Consider the following 14,922-nt stretch of genomic DNA (forward strand, 5'->3'; position numbering starts at 1 on the left):
ACACCGTGCGTTGTGCCTTTTCCCGCACCGCCGGGACGGGGTTTGAAACCAGATTGCCCCCGGCCTTCAACGGCACAGCCGGAATCATCTTGATCGGCGTCGCTGCACTCCCCAGCAGCAAAGGTTTAGCTACCTCGACATGCGTTTCCAAATGAGGTCCAACAAGCTGCTCGGCCAGCCTCTCAAGCCACTTGCGCACCCGTCCGGACTTGATCGCGCCTAGCACCTGAACACCCAGCCGCAGCTTTACGCCCATGCCTTTGGTCGCCCGGATCAGCAGCAGGTTGATCAACACTTCGCCAGTGATTTCGCCCACCACCTCATACATCTCCGGCGGCGGCAGCATGCGTATCCAGGCCGCGATTGCGCACAGATAGATGAACAGCAGCGGCTCATCACTGAGTATCAACAAGCCCAGGGCAATCGCGTCCTTGCCCAGCTTCAGCAGTTCGTTGAGTTCGCCCTGGCTGATGTAGTGCAGCAACTTCTGGCTGTTGGCCCGGATGTCCGACAGCAGGTCGTAAAGTTGCGTGACGTTGTCCCAGAGGTGGTGGAGCGCCCGGGCAATGCCGGTTGAGAACGCCAGGCCTTGCATCGCACTGCGTTCGAAAGGCGTGGCTTTGGCGAAGTCATCCCATTGGGGCTTGAAGGTCTTCTGCCATTCCGCTCGCAGACGGCTTTCCAGCCCCACAATCACCGTCTGATAAGACGCATACAGAGCCTGGATATGCGCCTTGGAAACGTTGGGGTAAAAAGTGATTTGGTAATGCTGATCGCGGGTGCAATCCTTGACCTCAAGAATGCCGCTGGGACCGATGGTTCGATGAAGGGGAGGGCCGATTGGGGTGCCATCCGGGGCGATGGCTTGGAGCGTCACGGGCGTGTTGCCGATCGGCACGAACTGCGTGCTTTCAAACATGTGCACCAGTGTTAGCGAACCCTGGGCTTTGCACATACCGACAGTGGGACTTGGTGCTTTGGAGGAAACCGGGGCGACAAGTGCGACCTCGTCACCGACCTTGAATATCTGCTCCACTTCCAGCGCCGAGCCACTCCAGAAGCGTTCCGCCCAGCCGTCAAAGGTGTTCAGACATTCCCGGAAATCACGAAAGACGCTTTCTACGTCCGGCGACTTGGCATTCATGGGGTCCAAGACCAGCTTGGCAATCACCGGAATCAAGAGGTCGCCCCTTTAAGTGGGGCATTCATAGAGAAGTGCATTGGCGGTCCCTCGCGCTGATTGATCAGGCGAGAGACTTTGGAGAGGTTGGTGGGGGAAAGAAGTCGGCGTTATTCGCCAGGAATGCTAGGAAGATTCGCCAAAGCCTCGGGTAAACCGAGGCTTTGGCGTAGGGGATGGATTACAGGTTAAAAAGTCTTACAGCTTCAATTGCCCAATCGCTTTACTCAATTCCCCAGCCAACGTTGCCAGCTCATTACTGGTCGTCGCCGAGTCCACGGTCTGCTGCACCGTATTCTCGGTGACATCACGGATGCTCACTACTGCGCGGTTCATCTCTTCGGCGACGTGGCTCTGCTGTTCGGCGGCGACGGCGATCTGGGTGTTGCTTTCACGCATTTGCGCGACCGCACCGGTGATTTCGGCGAGCGCGGCGCCGGCTTCCTGGGCTTGTTGTACGCAATCGTCGGCCTTGAACGAGCTTTCCTGCATGAAGTCCACGGCATCGCGGGTGCCGGCTTGCAGGGCCGAGACCATGCGGGTGATTTCGTCGGTGGAGCTTTGCACGCGCTTGGCCAGGTTGCGCACTTCGTCGGCGACCACGGCAAAACCACGGCCCATTTCCCCGGCGCGGGCGGCTTCGATGGCGGCGTTGAGGGCGAGCAGGTTGGTCTGCTCGGCGATGCTGTGGATCACCCCGACCACGCCGTTGATCTTCTGGCTGTCTTCGGCCAGTTTCTGGATCATTTCGGCGGTCTGTTGCACACCGGTGGAGAGCCCGGCAATCGAGCGCTGTACGCGTGTGACCACTTCCTGGCCGCTGCCGGCGAGGGTGTCGGCAGTCTGGGACAGGTCACGCGTGGCGCCGGCGTGCTGAGCGATGTGATAGACGGTGGCCGTCATCTCATTGATCGCGGTGGCGGCCTGGTCGGTTTCGCTTTGCTGGCCGAGCATGCCGTGCTGCACCTCGTTCATGCTGCTGGCCAGGCGTGCGGCGCCGTCGTCCAGTTGTTGAGCCGTGCGTGCCACGGTGCTGACCACCCGCTGGTAGCCGGCCTGCATGGCGTTAAAGGCGGTGGCCATCTGGCCGACCTCATCCTTGCACGCCAAGGGTACACGGGCCGACAAGTCGCCGGTTTTCTCCACGTGCAGCATCACATCCTTGAGCGTATTGAGCTGGCTGAGCAGAAAACGGATCAGCAGTTGTGAGGCGCCGAGCATTGCCAACATGAGGATCGCAACGGCCACGGCGTAGTTGGCAAAGCGATCACTGAACACCTGGCTCAGGCTGGGCGCGTAGGCCAGCACGGCGACATTCTGGCCGTCTGCGCGCTTGATCACTTCAGCGCCCAGCAGCGGGTTTTCACCCAGCAACGGCATGTGGTTGAGCTCGACCCAGCCGCTGGCGCTGCTCAAGGCTGACAGATCTTGATCGGCCAGGTGTGGGATTTGGCCGCGGTTATACGTCAGCCAATGTTCGCCCTTGGGGAGCGCTTTGTCGGTCGGCCAGGTGGCGAGCAATCGCCCTTGAGCCTGCGCCGAGGCCTGGGACGCATCGCTGCGAGCTTGTTGCTCGAGCTGCACGGCGTACAGCACCAACAGCAACGTGGTGATGAAGGCGACCGCGTTCACGGCCCAAAATTTGTATTTCAGCGAGATATTGCTAAGCCAGGCACCCATGGAAGGTTTTCTCTGATAGCGGAAACAGCATTGGCAAGGTGCCATTATTGTGCCGCTACTCAGAAAACCGGTTTTGACATGGGTCAATGCGCCGCATCAATCCACGTTGGGCAACCCAAAAAAGGCGCGGGCACTGGCGGTGCTGTGCTGGGCCAGGTCTTCCACGCTTTCGTTGCGATGCAACGCTACTTCGCGCAGCACTTCGGGCAAATAAGCCGGTTCATTGCGGCCGTTTTTCGGCTTGGGACGCAGGGTGCGCGGCAGCAGGTAAGGGGCATCGCTTTCCAGCATCAGGCGGCCCCGGGGAATTTCCCTGACTAATGGGTGCAGATGCGTCCCACGGCGCTCGTCGCAGATCCAGCCAGTGATGCCGATGTGCAAGTCGAGGTCGAGGTAGCTGAACAGCGCCTGTTGTTCGCCCGTGAAGCAATGCACCACGGCGGCGGTGAGGTGGTCGCGATAGTCCTTGAGGATCTCAAGCAGGCGCTGATTGGCATCGCGCTCATGGAGAAACACCGGCAGCTTCAGCTCGACGGCCAGGGCCAGGTGTTCTTCGAGGACTTTTTCCTGTTGCGGGCGTGGGGAAAAATCACGGTTGAAATCCAGCCCGCATTCGCCCACTGCCCGCACGCGAGGCTCGTTGAGCAAACCGCGCAAACGTTGAGCGCTGTCACCGTTCCAATCGCTGGCGGAATGAGGGTGGATACCGGCGGTACTGAAGAGGCGCTGGCCGCTTTCGTCGAGTTTTACGCACAGTTCCAGGGCCTGTTCGCTGCCGTCGACGCTGGTGCCCGTGAGCACCAATTGTTGCACGCCTGCGGCGTAGGCTCGCTCGAGAACAGCCTGGTGCCTCTCGTCGAAACTGGGGTTGGTCAGGTTGACGCCGATATCAATGAGTTGCATGGTGCTACCTCCGCCTGCGGTCGGAAAGCATATCAGAGCTGTAGATTTATAAGAAAATCGAAGAACTACAACGAGTTATAGCTGTCTTTGAACGTCGCAAGTGACATTGCGTTTGGCCAAGTGCCTTACCCTGTGCCACCGTTGCGCGCCTTGCCAGCGCATAAAGCGCTCTGTTTCTGACACCCAGCGTCTCGTTTTTCGCGAGGGCGTTGGCCAGTATTCTTTCCGGAGAGCGGATGATCCGACCCTCGGCGTTGCTTATGTTGTGCCTGACGTTATCGCTGCCCATGGCGGCGGTCGCGCGTCTGGACGGGCCGCTGGAAGTGACCAAGCCCGGCAAGGTGCGGGACCTGGCGCAAATCCGCTCCAGCCGCACTCTACGCGTGCTGGTCAACCAGAGCCGCAATAGCTCCGGTGAAATCCAGGGCCAGGCCATTGGTATCGAATACCACCGACTGCGTGCATTCGAGCAATACCTGAACGGCCACGCCCGTGATGGCGAAGAAATTTCCCTCAAGATCATTCCCAAGGCCAAGGATCAACTGCTCGGTGCGTTGGCCCGTGGTGAAGGCGACTTGGTGGCCCCCGGTGAATTGCTGGATGTGAAGGCGGCCCACAAGATCAGCACCAGTGACCCGATCGCCAGCGATGTGCCCTTGTGGCTGGTGGGCGTCAAGGGTGAGCGCCGCTTCACCAAGCTCGAGCAACTTTCCGGGCGCACGCTGGCGCTGACCACTGGCAGTGCGGCTGCGGATGCCATCAGCCAGGTCAACCAGAAGCTCGCCCTGCACAAGCAGCCGCCGGTGAAGGTGGAATGGGTCGACCCAACGCTGGCCGTCGAAGATGTGCTGGAGATGGTGCAGGCCGGGATCTTCCACCTGACTATCGTTGAAAAACCGATTGCCGAGCGCTGGTCGAAGATCCTGCCCAAGTTGCGCTTTGACCGGCAGGTGGCGATCAGCGAGCCGGGCGATGAGTATTGGTTTGTCCGTCAGGACGCTTCGATGCTGCGGGCCAGCATCGACCGCTTCCTCAAGACGTATCGAACGCCGTCCGACCAGGATGTGGCCTTTCAACGCATCTACCGTCGTCTCTATCAGGTCCGCAACCCACTGGCCCGTGCCGACCGCCAGCGTCTGGAAAAACTGCGCCCGGTGCTGCAGAAGCATGCCCGCGAGCAGGGGATGGACTGGCTGAACCTGGCGGCGCTGGCCTTCAAGGAGTCGGCGTTTGACCCGGGGGCGCGCAACAGTGGCGGGCCGACCGGCCTGATGCAGATCACGCCGTCCGCAGCGCAGCGGGTGGGCGTCAATAATATCGAGAGTCTTGACAGCAATGTGCAGGCCGGTGCGCGCTACCTGGCGATGATCCGGCGCAAGTTCTTTGCCAGCCCCAAGTTGAACGAGCGTGAGCGCATGGCGTTTGTGCTCGCTGCCTACAACATGGGGCCGGAGCGCGTGCAGGGCATGCGCGCGGAGGCCCGGCGTCGGGGGCTGAACCCCAATCAGTGGTTCTTCCAGGTCGAGCGTATTGCCATGGAGCAAGTGGGAATGGGCGGCGTCAGCTATGTTAATAGCGTGAACAAGTACTACTTGGCGTTTGATCGGGAGCGGGAGTCCCTGGAGCCGCCAGCGCCGAAAATTGCCTCACGCAAGTGATCGTATTTGTCGATATGAATTAGGCATTTTTTCGGCTTTTATCATTGCTTAATCTGATTAATATAGCGGCCAACCCACCCCTACTTTGAAAAGGATTATCCCCATGAGCCCACTGATCAAAAGCATCCTGTCCACCCGCGCCGGTTACGGCCTGACGATTCTGCGCATTTTTGTCGGCATCATCTTCGCCGCCCACGGTTCGCAAAAGCTCTTCGGCTGGTTCGGTGGCTACGGCCTCGCAGGGACTGCGCAGTGGATGGAAAGCATCGGCCTGGCGCCAGGTACCCTGATGGCAGTGTTGTCCGGTGGTACGGAGTTCTTTGCTGGCCTGGCGTTGATCATTGGTCTGCTGGTTCGCCCTGCGGCGTTGGGTCTGACCATCCTGTCGCTGGTGGCGATCTTCTCTGTGCATATCCATAACGGTCTGTTCATGGCCAACAACGGTTACGAATTCGCCCTGGCCTTGCTCGGTGGCTCGCTGGCGGTATTGCTGGAAGGGGCAGGCAAGCTGTCTGCCGACCGGGCCATCGCCGGCTGACACCTGCCAAAAAACCTCAAAAGGCCCGCCATGAGCGGGCCTTTTCGTCTCTCGGGATTCTTGACACTGGCCTATTGGCTTCTCTAGGATGCTGCTCATGCGCCGATTTAAACAGCTAATTGCGGGGCGCCAGCGGGACTCGATGCAGTCCTGACAGAAGCATGCACTCACCCAGAGGCAGGCTTCGAAATACCGCTAAAGCGCTGGTTCGGTGTTGCCTCTCACCTGCCCGCAGACTTTTGAGGCAGAGACACGACACGATGAATGCACTACGCCCCCTGATACGCCTGGCCCCGATCACCGCGGACCTGACTCAACGCAATCCTAAAATTCTCCTGGGTGGCAAGCACCAGCCAACGCTATTGCGTTACCTGGACGGCTGGCCGCGTCGTACTGGGCGCCCCTCAGCCTTCCTGATCCAATTTGTCGAGGACGGCGACTCCCTTGCCCGCTTTGCCAATAACAGCTTTGACCTTGCTGTGATCCAGGCACCCAGTGCACGTGAGGCGGATGAGGTGATTGGCCAGCTGGTTCGCATCGCGCGTCAAGGCTTGATCGCCCGTCGCTGAGTGGTCAATCAAAGGCTTCACGCGGTAAGGTTCGACGACGGTTCTGGTACAAAAACAGTACCCAGGCAATCAGGCACAGCACCAGCGGCACGGCCGCGATCAATGTCAGTTTTATGATGAGCACCAGGCGCTGTACCTGGGCGTAGGCTTCGACTTTCAGGCTGTGCAACTCCATGGGCAGGCGCAGTCGCTCCTTGTTGAGTGCCTGCAGCTGGATACCGGTATCGACCGGCTGCGGGTCGAGCAGCATGGCTTGCGGATGCAACAACTGCCATTCTCGCTCCGTCCGCTCAAGACGCCGTTCCAGCTCGCCAGCCTTATCCTGATAGGCTTTTGCTGCGTCTGCGCGCATGGCTTCGAGCACGTGCAGTGAATGATCCGCCATCGTGCGGGGACGAATGTCGGCAAGTGCCGCAGGTGTGGCTAGGTTGTCCAGGATGTTGAGGACAAATTGCGTGTTGTCGTTAGTGCTTGGGTTATTCAGCGCGTCACTGAGCATGTCGACATCAGCAACGACCACCGCATGAATCTGCGAAGCTTTCTGTAGGCCGGCAGGCTGTCTCTCAACGCCGTCCAAAAACGCCGAGTAAGCGGGCCCCTCGATACGCGCTGCGATCACAGCGCGTTGCACTCGGGCAGGTGCTCCCTCAATAGGCGTATTGCCGCCGACTTTCACCACCGTTGAATACGCTGAACTGTGTAGCAGCGGGGTGAAGAGGGTTCGGCTTTTCTCTACCCGTGATAAAGCGCCGTTGCTCGACACTGTGAGTGTGTTGATATTCTCACTGCTGATGTCGTTTACGTTTGTCATTTTGCGAGACAAGGTCAGGTGGGTTGGACTAGCCAAGGTTTTATCTGGGACTGTCCCTCCGATCTGCATGTGCACACCCCAGCCGGTCAGCATTGAACTGACTCTCGATGCCATGGCATTGGAAGGTGTGTTGCCCATGGGGTCGGTAAACATCAACAGCTTGCCGCCGCCCAATACAAACTGGTCGATTGCATACAGCGCTTTTTCTGGCAGGTTTTCCGGGTGGGCAACCATCAGTGTCTTGAGGGTTTGGGGCACGCGCTCAAGGCGTGGCGCCAACTCCTTCAGGTCGAAATGCCGCGTTAGTTGCGCGAGCAGGCGTCCGGAGGATCTATCGATGGGGGATCCGGACAATAGGCCGACGGACCTGCGCTCAGGGTTTGACAGCTTATGCAGCAAGTCCCCGATTTCGTATTCAAGCAGCGCTTCGTTATCGCTGTTGAAGGCTTCTATGCGTTGTGCGGCGTGGCCCGCACGGGTGCCGATAAGGCCGAAGAATCCGTGTCGCTCGTCTAAGCCAAATAACGCGGCCTTGTAGGCATCTTCGGAATAAGGGGCGGGGTGAATGATGTGCAGGTTGATCCTGCCTGACGACGCTTTCTCGTATTCCTTGAGCAGGTCTTCCACGCGCAGGCGATAGCGTTTCTCATCGTTGTTTGTTTTTTCATGGCGTTGAGCGTTGAAATAGTACAAATCCACCGGGTCTTCGAGCGCCGTCACCAAATGGCGTGCGGCAGGCGATAATGTGTGGACTTTTTGCTGTGTAAAGTCCCAACGGATGTTGGGAATCTTACCGACCCACACCAGGTTGAATGCCAGGAACAGTAACAGGATGACGATCAGTGTGGCGCCTGAGCGAAGAGTGGAATGCATAGCGTACTTGCCTTGTCAGCTGTTTTTAGCGTTGAGCGTGACAGTCGCCGCGGACAGAAAGGCCAGGATCATACTGATGAAATACAGGCCGTCATGCAGAGTAAGCTTGCCGTTGTCGACAGCACCGAAGCGTATTAACACATCAAGGGTGGTCAGGCTGTCTATCAACCAGATGGGGGTTTGATGCTCAAGTGCATCGAGGACACAAGAAAGTCCTGTGGCGGCAAGTAATAGGCTGATGGTTAATATAGGAGTAAGGGTTCGTCGATGTGTCAGTGTGCAAACGAAACACCCGATGGATAAGTAGCTTCCGGCAAGCAGCCAACTGCTTATATATTGTGAAAAGACAACGCTGCTGTCCACGGAGCCCAATAAGTTGGCAGCGACAATGACAGGGAATGTCAGGATTAAAGCAATACCGCTGAGGGTCCAGCCCGCCAGGAACTTCCCAACGATCTGTTCTGCTGCAGTCATCGGCAGCGTTTGTATGAGTTCGGAAAAGCCTCGGTTGTATTCATCAGCCCACAACTGCATCGACAGTGCCGGTATTAGCCATAAGTAGAGCCAGGGGTGGAATTCAAAGAACACTTGCAGGTTACTGCTTTCCTTGTCCAGCCAAAGGTTTGTCAGCAATCCCAGCGCAGCGGAGAGTGCCAGGAAAACCGAGATATGCAGGTAGATGCTTGGCGTGCAGGCGCAACGGGTGAGGTGGTGTTTGAAAATGAGGGTGGTCAGTTTCATAGTGGGCTCCCCTGGCTCAGATGATCAACCACATCACCCACGCGCCCGGGCTCCAGGTTCACGGCTGTTATGTTCCACCCTCTGTTTGCGATAAGGGCATTTATGGGGAGATAGATAGCGTGCCCTGGCAGCGCAAGAACAGTCACGGTGCCGGGAGCGTCATGATTCACTTCGATTCCGGCGACGCCTGGTAAGACGGCCAATGCCAGCAGGTCCAGAGGGATATCGCAGGCCAGCGTGATGGCTTGGGAGTGGCGAGAAGTGCGTTGCAACTGAGTAAACGGAGCATCGGCAACCAGGTGTCCACCTGCAAGGACTAGCGCGCGGGTGCACACGGTGGCCAACTCATCACCTTGGCGGGAGGTGACGATGACGGCCATCTCTTCGGCCAGGGATCGGATAAGCGCGATGAGCTTGTTTTGTTGATCGGGCGCGAGCCCTGCGGTTGGATCGTCAAGCAGTAGCACGTCGGGATCATGAAGGATGGCCTGGGCTATGGCCACCTTGCGTTTCAGTCCCATCGGAAGGGTATCGATGGGGTAATCCAGCACGGGCCAAAGTGCCAGGCGTGAAGCCGCAAGGTCAATGCGACGGCGTTTTTCAGCGCCCCTGAGCCCGTGCAGGGAGGCAATGAAGTTGAGAAAGCTGTTGACTGACATTGTGGGGTGGCAAAGTGCCGTTTCACGTTGATAGCCAATGCGCTTTTTTACTTGAAGTGGATGAAGCCTGGTATTGAATTCCTGAATCTTTATATCGCCCGCTGTCGGTTTCATCACACCAGCTATTAAATTGAGAAGTGTGGTTTTACCCGCACCACTGCCACCCAGCAGACCCACGCATTCCTGATGCTTAACACGAAGTGACAACTCACTGATGATGCGTTTTTTACCCAGGGTTTTTGTCAGGTTGCTTATTTCGATCATTATTTTACCGAACAAGTGTGGTAGAGCATTTGAGTGGTGCCATAAGCGTGCGTGCAGTAGTGCGCGATTTAAAAGAGGGTACGTTCGTTTATTTTGATTGGGAATGCGCGCCTGGATTTATAAGGCAAATCCTACGCTTGGCTTGATTGTTCGCTGAAACAATTGTTTTGTTCTGATGCTTATTACTGGTTGGCTGTTTATCGAATGTTTATGTGATGTTGTTCTTTTTATAGTGAGGCCTGTCTATCATGATGCTTCTACGTACCCTTGTTCTTGAACGTGGCGGTCAGGATGCGCCCGTCAACGGTGCATTGCTCTGTGGGTTCGCTGTTGCTCAAGCCGCGTCCAATTTTCTTGTCTACAGCCTGGATGAGGAAATGGAGCCAGGGAGTTCCAGGGTCTACATTGCTGCGTTGCGCAAAAAACATGATCGGTATTTCTTGAGTGGTGTGGACGCCAAGGAAGACCTGCAGGCGGCCATGCATGTGTTTAAACAAATCCTGATGGTGGCGGCAGGATCAGGTGCTAAAGCGGGAGGTGTGGAGGCATCGGTCCCGTATCACTTCATTGATTTGAAGGGCTGCAAGTTGCCACCTGCCAGGCCTGAAGACCATCACTCGGTGATCATCAAGAAAGCCCTGGTGATGAAAGTGATTACCTTGGGCATGTCTGCCCCTGTGTTGCCGGCTATCGAAAGTGCTTCATTGATCGTGCCGTCCATTCGTTTCTCGTCGCAAATGACCTCGCCCCCCAAAGATGTCGATCCGCCGCAGCCTGTGGAGCAGCCACTTCCAGATCCGCCTGTTGAAGTCATCCCGCAGTGCGCCGTAGTGGCAACTGCACCGCCCGTGCAGCCGGTCGTTCACGCGCAGATGGACCATGCCTCGTTGGTCGAGGTGGACAGTACGCTGACCAATCTTGCCCGGGTTGCCCAGGAGCTGACACACCAGAAGCTTGCGATAACAGAGCGTGAGTCGATGCTCGAGCAGTGGCACGCGAGGTTGCGACAGGAGCAAGGCACGATGGATGAGCGCAATCGTGAGCTGGAACAACGTGCGGCGACATTGGATACGCGAGCGTTGGAGGTCAGCCAGAAAACCCAGGAACTGGCGCGGATGACGGCCCGCCTGTCGCAGCTGCAATCGAGCCTGCGAGGTGTACTCGCCGAGTTGGATCAGTCCCTGGAAGCTTGAGGGGGGCGGCGAATTGCGCACTGAACTGGCTACTTTGCGTGGTTCATTTATCATCGACTTAACCAGCCGACGCCAGGGCATGAAGCCTTGGCGGATCGGCACCGTTGGACTTTGCCTGGGGATGCAAGCGTTTGAGTACCAAGCTGATTACCAAAGAAGGTCATGAAGCGCTGAAAAAAGAGCTGGATTACCTGTGGCGGGAAAAGCGCCCGGACACTACCCGCAAGGTGACTTGGGCGGCGTCCCTGGGGGATCGCAGTGAAAACGCCGATTACCAGTACAACAAGAAACTGCTGCGCGAGATTGATCGGCGGGTGCGCTACCTGCGCAAGCGCCTGGAAGACATGCGGGTTGTGGAGTACATGCCCGAGCAGGAGGGCAAGGTGTTCTTCGGTGCGTGGGTCGATATTGAAAACGAGGCGGGCGAGACCAAGCGCTTTCGCATCGTCGGGTATGACGAGATTTACGATCGGATGGATTACATCTCCATCGATTCGCCCATGGCCAGGGCCTTGCTGCGCAAGGAGGTGGACGATGAGGCCATTGTGCAGACCCCGGGCGGCGAAGTGTGCTGGTGGATCACCGGTATCGAGTATGTGAAGTAACCATTGATGGCCCGCGCACCGGACAGTGCGCGGGCCATCGTCGTTTCAACCTTCGCGCAGCACCGTCAACGGGCTGGCGTTCAGCGCTCGGCGTGTACCGAATACACCGGCTCCGCCGATCAGCACCGCTCCGATCACAGGCAGTAGCAACAGCCATGGGTGAGGGTGCCAGGCCAGGTCAAAGGCGTAGCGGTACAACACCAGTGTTACCAGCTCCGTGCCCAGTGCTGCCAGCAAGCCACTGACCGCACCCAGCAAACCGAACTCGATGCGCCGCGCCTTGACCAGCAGCTTGCGTTCGGCACCCAGCGCCCGTAACAGCGCGCCCTGGCGAATCCGTTCGTCCAGGGTGGCTTGCAAGCCCGAGAACAGCACGGCCATCCCGGCGGCCAGCACAAACAGCAGCACATACTCTACTGCCAGGGTCACCTGGGCGAGGATGCTGCGCAGCTGTTCGAGCAATGCCTCGACCTGCAGGATAGTCACCGCCGGGAAGGCCCGGGAGAGGTCGACGATCTGTTGGTCATGGCCTGGCGCCAGGTAGAAGCTGGTGAGGTAAGTGGCCGGCAGGTCCTTCAGGGTACCCGGCTGGAAGATCATGAAGAAGTTGGGCTGGAAGTTGTCCCAGTTGATGGTGCGCAGGCTGGTTACCCGCGCTTCGCGGTTTTCCCCGCCAACGGTAAAGACCAGGTGATCGTCGAGCTTGAGCTTCAGGCTCTCGGCAACCTTGGCTTCTACCGACACGCCTGGTATTTCATCGCCCGGCTGCTGCGACCACCAGGATCCGGCCGTCACGACGTTGCCCGGTGGCAGGTCGGCGGCCCACGTCAGGCTCAGGTCACGTTGCACCGCACGATCGCCGCTGGAGTCCTTGCTGACGATCTGCTGTACAGGTTCGCCATTGATGCTGATCAACCGGCCCGGCACCACGGGGTAGAGCGGCGCCGATTGCGCTTGCACTTCGAGCAGGCGGGCGCCAAAGGCGTCCTTGTCGGCGGGCAGGATGTTCAAGGCGAAATAGTTGGGCGCGTCCTTTGGCAACTGGTTCTGCCAGGTGTCGAGCAGTTCGCCGCGCAACAAGGCAATCAAACCCATGGATAACAAGATCAGCCCAAACGCCAGGGATTGACCGGCCGCTGCCAGTGGGTGACGCAACAACTGGCCAAGGCCCAGGCGCCACGGCAGGGACGCACGCGCCAGCAGCCGCCGCAAGCTTTGCAACAGCAGCAGGAGCAAGCCACCCAGTATCAGCGCAGCGATGACACCGCCGCCCAACAAAGCGAAGGTCAGCACCAGGTCGAGGCTCAGGCGCCACATGATCAGGCCCAACGCGAACAATGCTGCACCGTAGACCATCCAGGTGCTGGACGGGATCGGCAGCAGGTCCCGGCGCAACACGCGCAACGGTGGCACGCGGCCCAGCGCGGCCAGCGGCGGCAGGGCAAAGCCGGCGAGGGCGACCAGCCCGGTGCCGATGCCCGCGACGGCGGGCAGCAGCCCACCTGGTGGCACATCAGCGGGCAGCAAATCATGCAGGAAGTAGAACAGGCCAAATTGCGCCAGCCAGCCCAGCAGCGCGCCGGCGAGACTCGCCAGCAGGCCCAGTACGGCCAGTTGCAGGCTGAACAGCAGCATAGCTTCACGTCGTGACAGCCCGAGGCAACGCAGCAAAGCACTGGCATCGAAGCGACGGCTGGCGAAGCGGTTGGCGGACAATGCCACCGCCACACCGGCCAGCAGCACCGCAACCAGGCTGGCCATGTTCAGGTAGCGCTCGGCCTTGCCCAGAGCGCCGCCGATTTGCTGGTTGCCATCGCGCGAATCCTGCAGGCGTTGGTTGGCAGCAAGCCCCGGCTTGACCAGGTCGCGGTAGGTTTGCAGCGCCGTGCTGCCCTGGGGCGCGCGCCACAGTTCGCGGTAGCTCACGCGACTGCCTGGCTGGACCACGCCGGTGGCGTCCAGGTCCGACAGGTTGATCATCACCCGTGGCGTGAGGCTGTAGAAGTTGCCGGCTCGGTCGGGCTCATAGGTGAGGATGCGCGCAAGGCGTAGGGTTTTCATGCCGACATCGATGCTGTCGCCGACCTTCAGGTTCAGCGCAGTCAGCAGCCGTGCTTCCACCCAAGCTTCGCCGGGCTTGGGGCCGCCGCCGGGCGTTTCGGCCCCATAGGGTTCGGCGGCGCTTTTCAGTTCTCCACGCAGCGGGTACTGCTCGTTGACGGCCTTGATGCTCGACAGCTGAATGCCGCTGTCGGCAGCGATGACACTGGAGAACTCGACGATGCGTGCGTGATCCAGGCCCAGCTCGGTCCCGGATTTGATTTGCTCGGGGCGTGCGGGCGAGCTGCCTTCCAGCACCAGGTCGGCACCGAGGAACTCGGTGGCGCGCAACAGCATGGCGCCGTTGAGACGCGCCCCGAAATAACCGATGGCGGTGCTGGCGGCCACAGCCACCAGCAGGGCGAAAAACAGCACGCGCAATTCACCGGCGCGGGCGTCGCGCAGCAATTGGCGCATGGCAAGGCTGAACAGGCGCAACAGCGGCAAACGTGCCATCAAGGCTCCAGGGGCGCGACCATCAGGCCGGCTTCAAGGCGGATCAGGCGTCGGCAACGGTGGGCCAGGCGCTCGTCGTGGGTGACCAGCACCAGGGTCGTGCCGCTCTCTTTATTGAGTTCGAACAGCAGGTCGCTGATGCGCTCGCCGGTGTGGCTGTCGAGGTTGCCGGTGGGTTCATCGGCAAACAGCACGTCCGGTTCGGCGGCAAACGCCCGGGCAATCGCCACCCGTTGTTGCTCGCCACCGGACAGCTGGCGCGGCGAGTGGGTCAGGCGTTGGCCCAGGCCTACACGCTCAAGCAGGTGCCTGGCGCGCTCGCGGGCGTCTTTGCGACCGTCCAGTTCCAGCGGCAGCATGACGTTTTCCAGGGCGTTGAGGCTGTCGAGCAATTGGAAGGATTGAAAGACGAAGCCGACGTGCTCGGCACGGATGCGTGCGCGCTGGTCTTCATCGAGGGTACTCAAGGCTTGGCCGGCGAGGGTGACTTCACCGCTGCTGGGCAGGTCTAGGCCGGCCAGAAGGCCGAGGAGGGTGGATTTGCCGGAACCGGAACTGCCGACGATGGCCAGGCTGTCGCCCTTGTTCAGTTCCAGGCTCAGTTCGTGCAGGATAGTCAGTTCACCTTCCGCGCTGGGAACCACTTTGCTAAGGTTCCGCGCGGTGAGAATGCTTGCGCCCATGGAGAATCC

At 59.2% G+C, this 14,922-nt stretch carries 12 protein-coding genes and 1 pseudogene; 5 read left to right on the forward strand and 8 right to left on the reverse strand.

Features of this window, described 5'->3' with window-relative positions:
• The 3 genes and pseudogenes from AC07OV_RS27705 to AC07OV_RS27715 form a co-directional block, all read right to left on the reverse strand.
• Positions 1-1,180, reverse strand: a pseudogene (locus tag AC07OV_RS27705) (type IV secretion protein Rhs); the annotation flags it as partial.
• Positions 1,181-1,378: 198 nt separating this feature from the next.
• A complete protein-coding gene (locus AC07OV_RS27710) occupies positions 1,379-2,860 on the reverse strand; it encodes a methyl-accepting chemotaxis protein (protein ID WP_176998274.1) in 1,482 nt (493 codons plus the stop codon).
• Positions 2,861-2,956: 96 nt separating this feature from the next.
• Complete coding sequence (locus AC07OV_RS27715) at positions 2,957-3,763, reverse strand: TatD family hydrolase (RefSeq protein ID WP_494997828.1); 807 nt, start codon at positions 3,761-3,763, stop codon at positions 2,957-2,959.
• A gap of 236 nt (positions 3,764-3,999) precedes the next feature.
• On the opposite strand from AC07OV_RS27715, the gene AC07OV_RS27720 reads away from it, so the two are divergent.
• From AC07OV_RS27720 to AC07OV_RS27730, 3 genes are all read left to right on the forward strand, one after another.
• Positions 4,000-5,421, forward strand: a complete 1,422-nt coding sequence (locus tag AC07OV_RS27720; protein ID WP_176998272.1) for an MltF family protein — start codon at positions 4,000-4,002, stop codon at positions 5,419-5,421.
• A 103-nt stretch (positions 5,422-5,524) separates the two neighbouring features.
• Positions 5,525-5,959, forward strand: a complete 435-nt coding sequence (locus tag AC07OV_RS27725) for a DoxX family protein (RefSeq protein WP_494997827.1) — start codon at positions 5,525-5,527, stop codon at positions 5,957-5,959.
• 260 nt (positions 5,960-6,219) lie between these two features.
• Positions 6,220-6,528 (forward strand): class I SAM-dependent methyltransferase, encoded by a 309-nt coding sequence (locus AC07OV_RS27730; RefSeq protein WP_176998270.1) that lies wholly within the window; start codon positions 6,220-6,222, stop codon positions 6,526-6,528.
• Positions 6,529-6,532: 4 nt separating this feature from the next.
• Here AC07OV_RS27730 and AC07OV_RS27735 read toward each other — a convergent pair whose 3' ends face one another.
• The 3 genes from AC07OV_RS27735 to AC07OV_RS27745 are packed head-to-tail and all read right to left on the reverse strand — an operon-like array spanning position 6,533 to position 9,876.
• Positions 6,533-8,212 carry a Gldg family protein gene (locus tag AC07OV_RS27735; protein ID WP_495093399.1) on the reverse strand — a complete coding sequence of 560 codons (1,680 nt, stop codon included), beginning with the start codon at positions 8,210-8,212 and terminating at the stop codon, positions 6,533-6,535.
• Between the two features lie 15 nt (positions 8,213-8,227).
• The gene (locus AC07OV_RS27740) at positions 8,228-8,953 is read right to left on the reverse strand and encodes an ABC-2 transporter permease (protein WP_495093400.1); all 726 of its coding nucleotides are present in this window, start codon (positions 8,951-8,953) and stop codon (positions 8,228-8,230) included.
• Positions 8,950-9,876 (reverse strand): ABC transporter ATP-binding protein, encoded by a 927-nt coding sequence (locus AC07OV_RS27745; RefSeq protein ID WP_176998267.1) that lies wholly within the window; start codon positions 9,874-9,876, stop codon positions 8,950-8,952. Before AC07OV_RS27745 ends, AC07OV_RS27740 begins: the two co-directional genes overlap by 4 nt.
• Positions 9,877-10,124: 248 nt before the next feature.
• Here AC07OV_RS27745 and AC07OV_RS27750 point away from each other — a divergent pair, with 248 nt between their 5' ends.
• Positions 10,125-11,069 carry a hypothetical protein gene (locus tag AC07OV_RS27750; RefSeq protein WP_495093401.1) on the forward strand — a complete coding sequence of 315 codons (945 nt, stop codon included), beginning with the start codon at positions 10,125-10,127 and terminating at the stop codon, positions 11,067-11,069.
• 131 nt (positions 11,070-11,200) lie between these two features.
• Positions 11,201-11,674, forward strand: coding sequence for a transcription elongation factor GreB (gene greB / locus AC07OV_RS27755; protein WP_176998265.1), 474 nt, complete (start codon positions 11,201-11,203; stop codon positions 11,672-11,674).
• Positions 11,675-11,719: 45 nt separating this feature from the next.
• On the opposite strand, the gene AC07OV_RS27760 is transcribed toward greB, so the two are convergent.
• Both AC07OV_RS27760 and AC07OV_RS27765 read right to left on the reverse strand, forming a co-directional pair.
• Positions 11,720-14,230: an ABC transporter permease gene (locus AC07OV_RS27760; protein ID WP_494997823.1), complete on the reverse strand. Its 2,511-nt coding sequence runs from the start codon at positions 14,228-14,230 to the stop codon at positions 11,720-11,722.
• Complete coding sequence (locus AC07OV_RS27765; RefSeq protein WP_005786391.1) at positions 14,230-14,913, reverse strand: ABC transporter ATP-binding protein; 684 nt, start codon at positions 14,911-14,913, stop codon at positions 14,230-14,232. The genes AC07OV_RS27760 and AC07OV_RS27765 overlap by 1 nt, the downstream gene beginning before the upstream one ends.
• Positions 14,914-14,922 lie beyond the last annotated feature (9 nt).

The organism is Pseudomonas sp. GW821-FHT09A09, assembly GCF_059418405.1.

Excerpts from the sequence above, each read along its gene's own strand:
- AC07OV_RS27715 (WP_494997828.1), bottom strand. The coding sequence starts at position 3,763 with ATGCAACTCATTGATATCGGCGTCAACCTGACCAACCCCAGTTTCGAC.
- AC07OV_RS27745 (WP_176998267.1), bottom strand. The coding sequence starts at position 9,876 with ATGATCGAAATAAGCAACCTGACAAAAACCCTGGGTAAAAAACGCATC.
- AC07OV_RS27725 (WP_494997827.1), top strand. The coding sequence starts at position 5,525 with ATGAGCCCACTGATCAAAAGCATCCTGTCCACCCGCGCCGGTTACGGC.
- AC07OV_RS27740 (WP_495093400.1), bottom strand. The coding sequence starts at position 8,953 with ATGAAACTGACCACCCTCATTTTCAAACACCACCTCACCCGTTGCGCC.
- AC07OV_RS27765 (WP_005786391.1), bottom strand. The coding sequence starts at position 14,913 with ATGGGCGCAAGCATTCTCACCGCGCGGAACCTTAGCAAAGTGGTTCCC.
- AC07OV_RS27720 (WP_176998272.1), top strand. The coding sequence starts at position 4,000 with ATGATCCGACCCTCGGCGTTGCTTATGTTGTGCCTGACGTTATCGCTG.
- AC07OV_RS27760 (WP_494997823.1), bottom strand. The coding sequence starts at position 14,230 with ATGGCACGTTTGCCGCTGTTGCGCCTGTTCAGCCTTGCCATGCGCCAA.
- AC07OV_RS27750 (WP_495093401.1), top strand. The coding sequence starts at position 10,125 with ATGATGCTTCTACGTACCCTTGTTCTTGAACGTGGCGGTCAGGATGCG.
- AC07OV_RS27730 (WP_176998270.1), top strand. The coding sequence starts at position 6,220 with ATGAATGCACTACGCCCCCTGATACGCCTGGCCCCGATCACCGCGGAC.
- AC07OV_RS27710 (WP_176998274.1), bottom strand. The coding sequence starts at position 2,860 with ATGGGTGCCTGGCTTAGCAATATCTCGCTGAAATACAAATTTTGGGCC.
- AC07OV_RS27735 (WP_495093399.1), bottom strand. The coding sequence starts at position 8,212 with ATGCATTCCACTCTTCGCTCAGGCGCCACACTGATCGTCATCCTGTTA.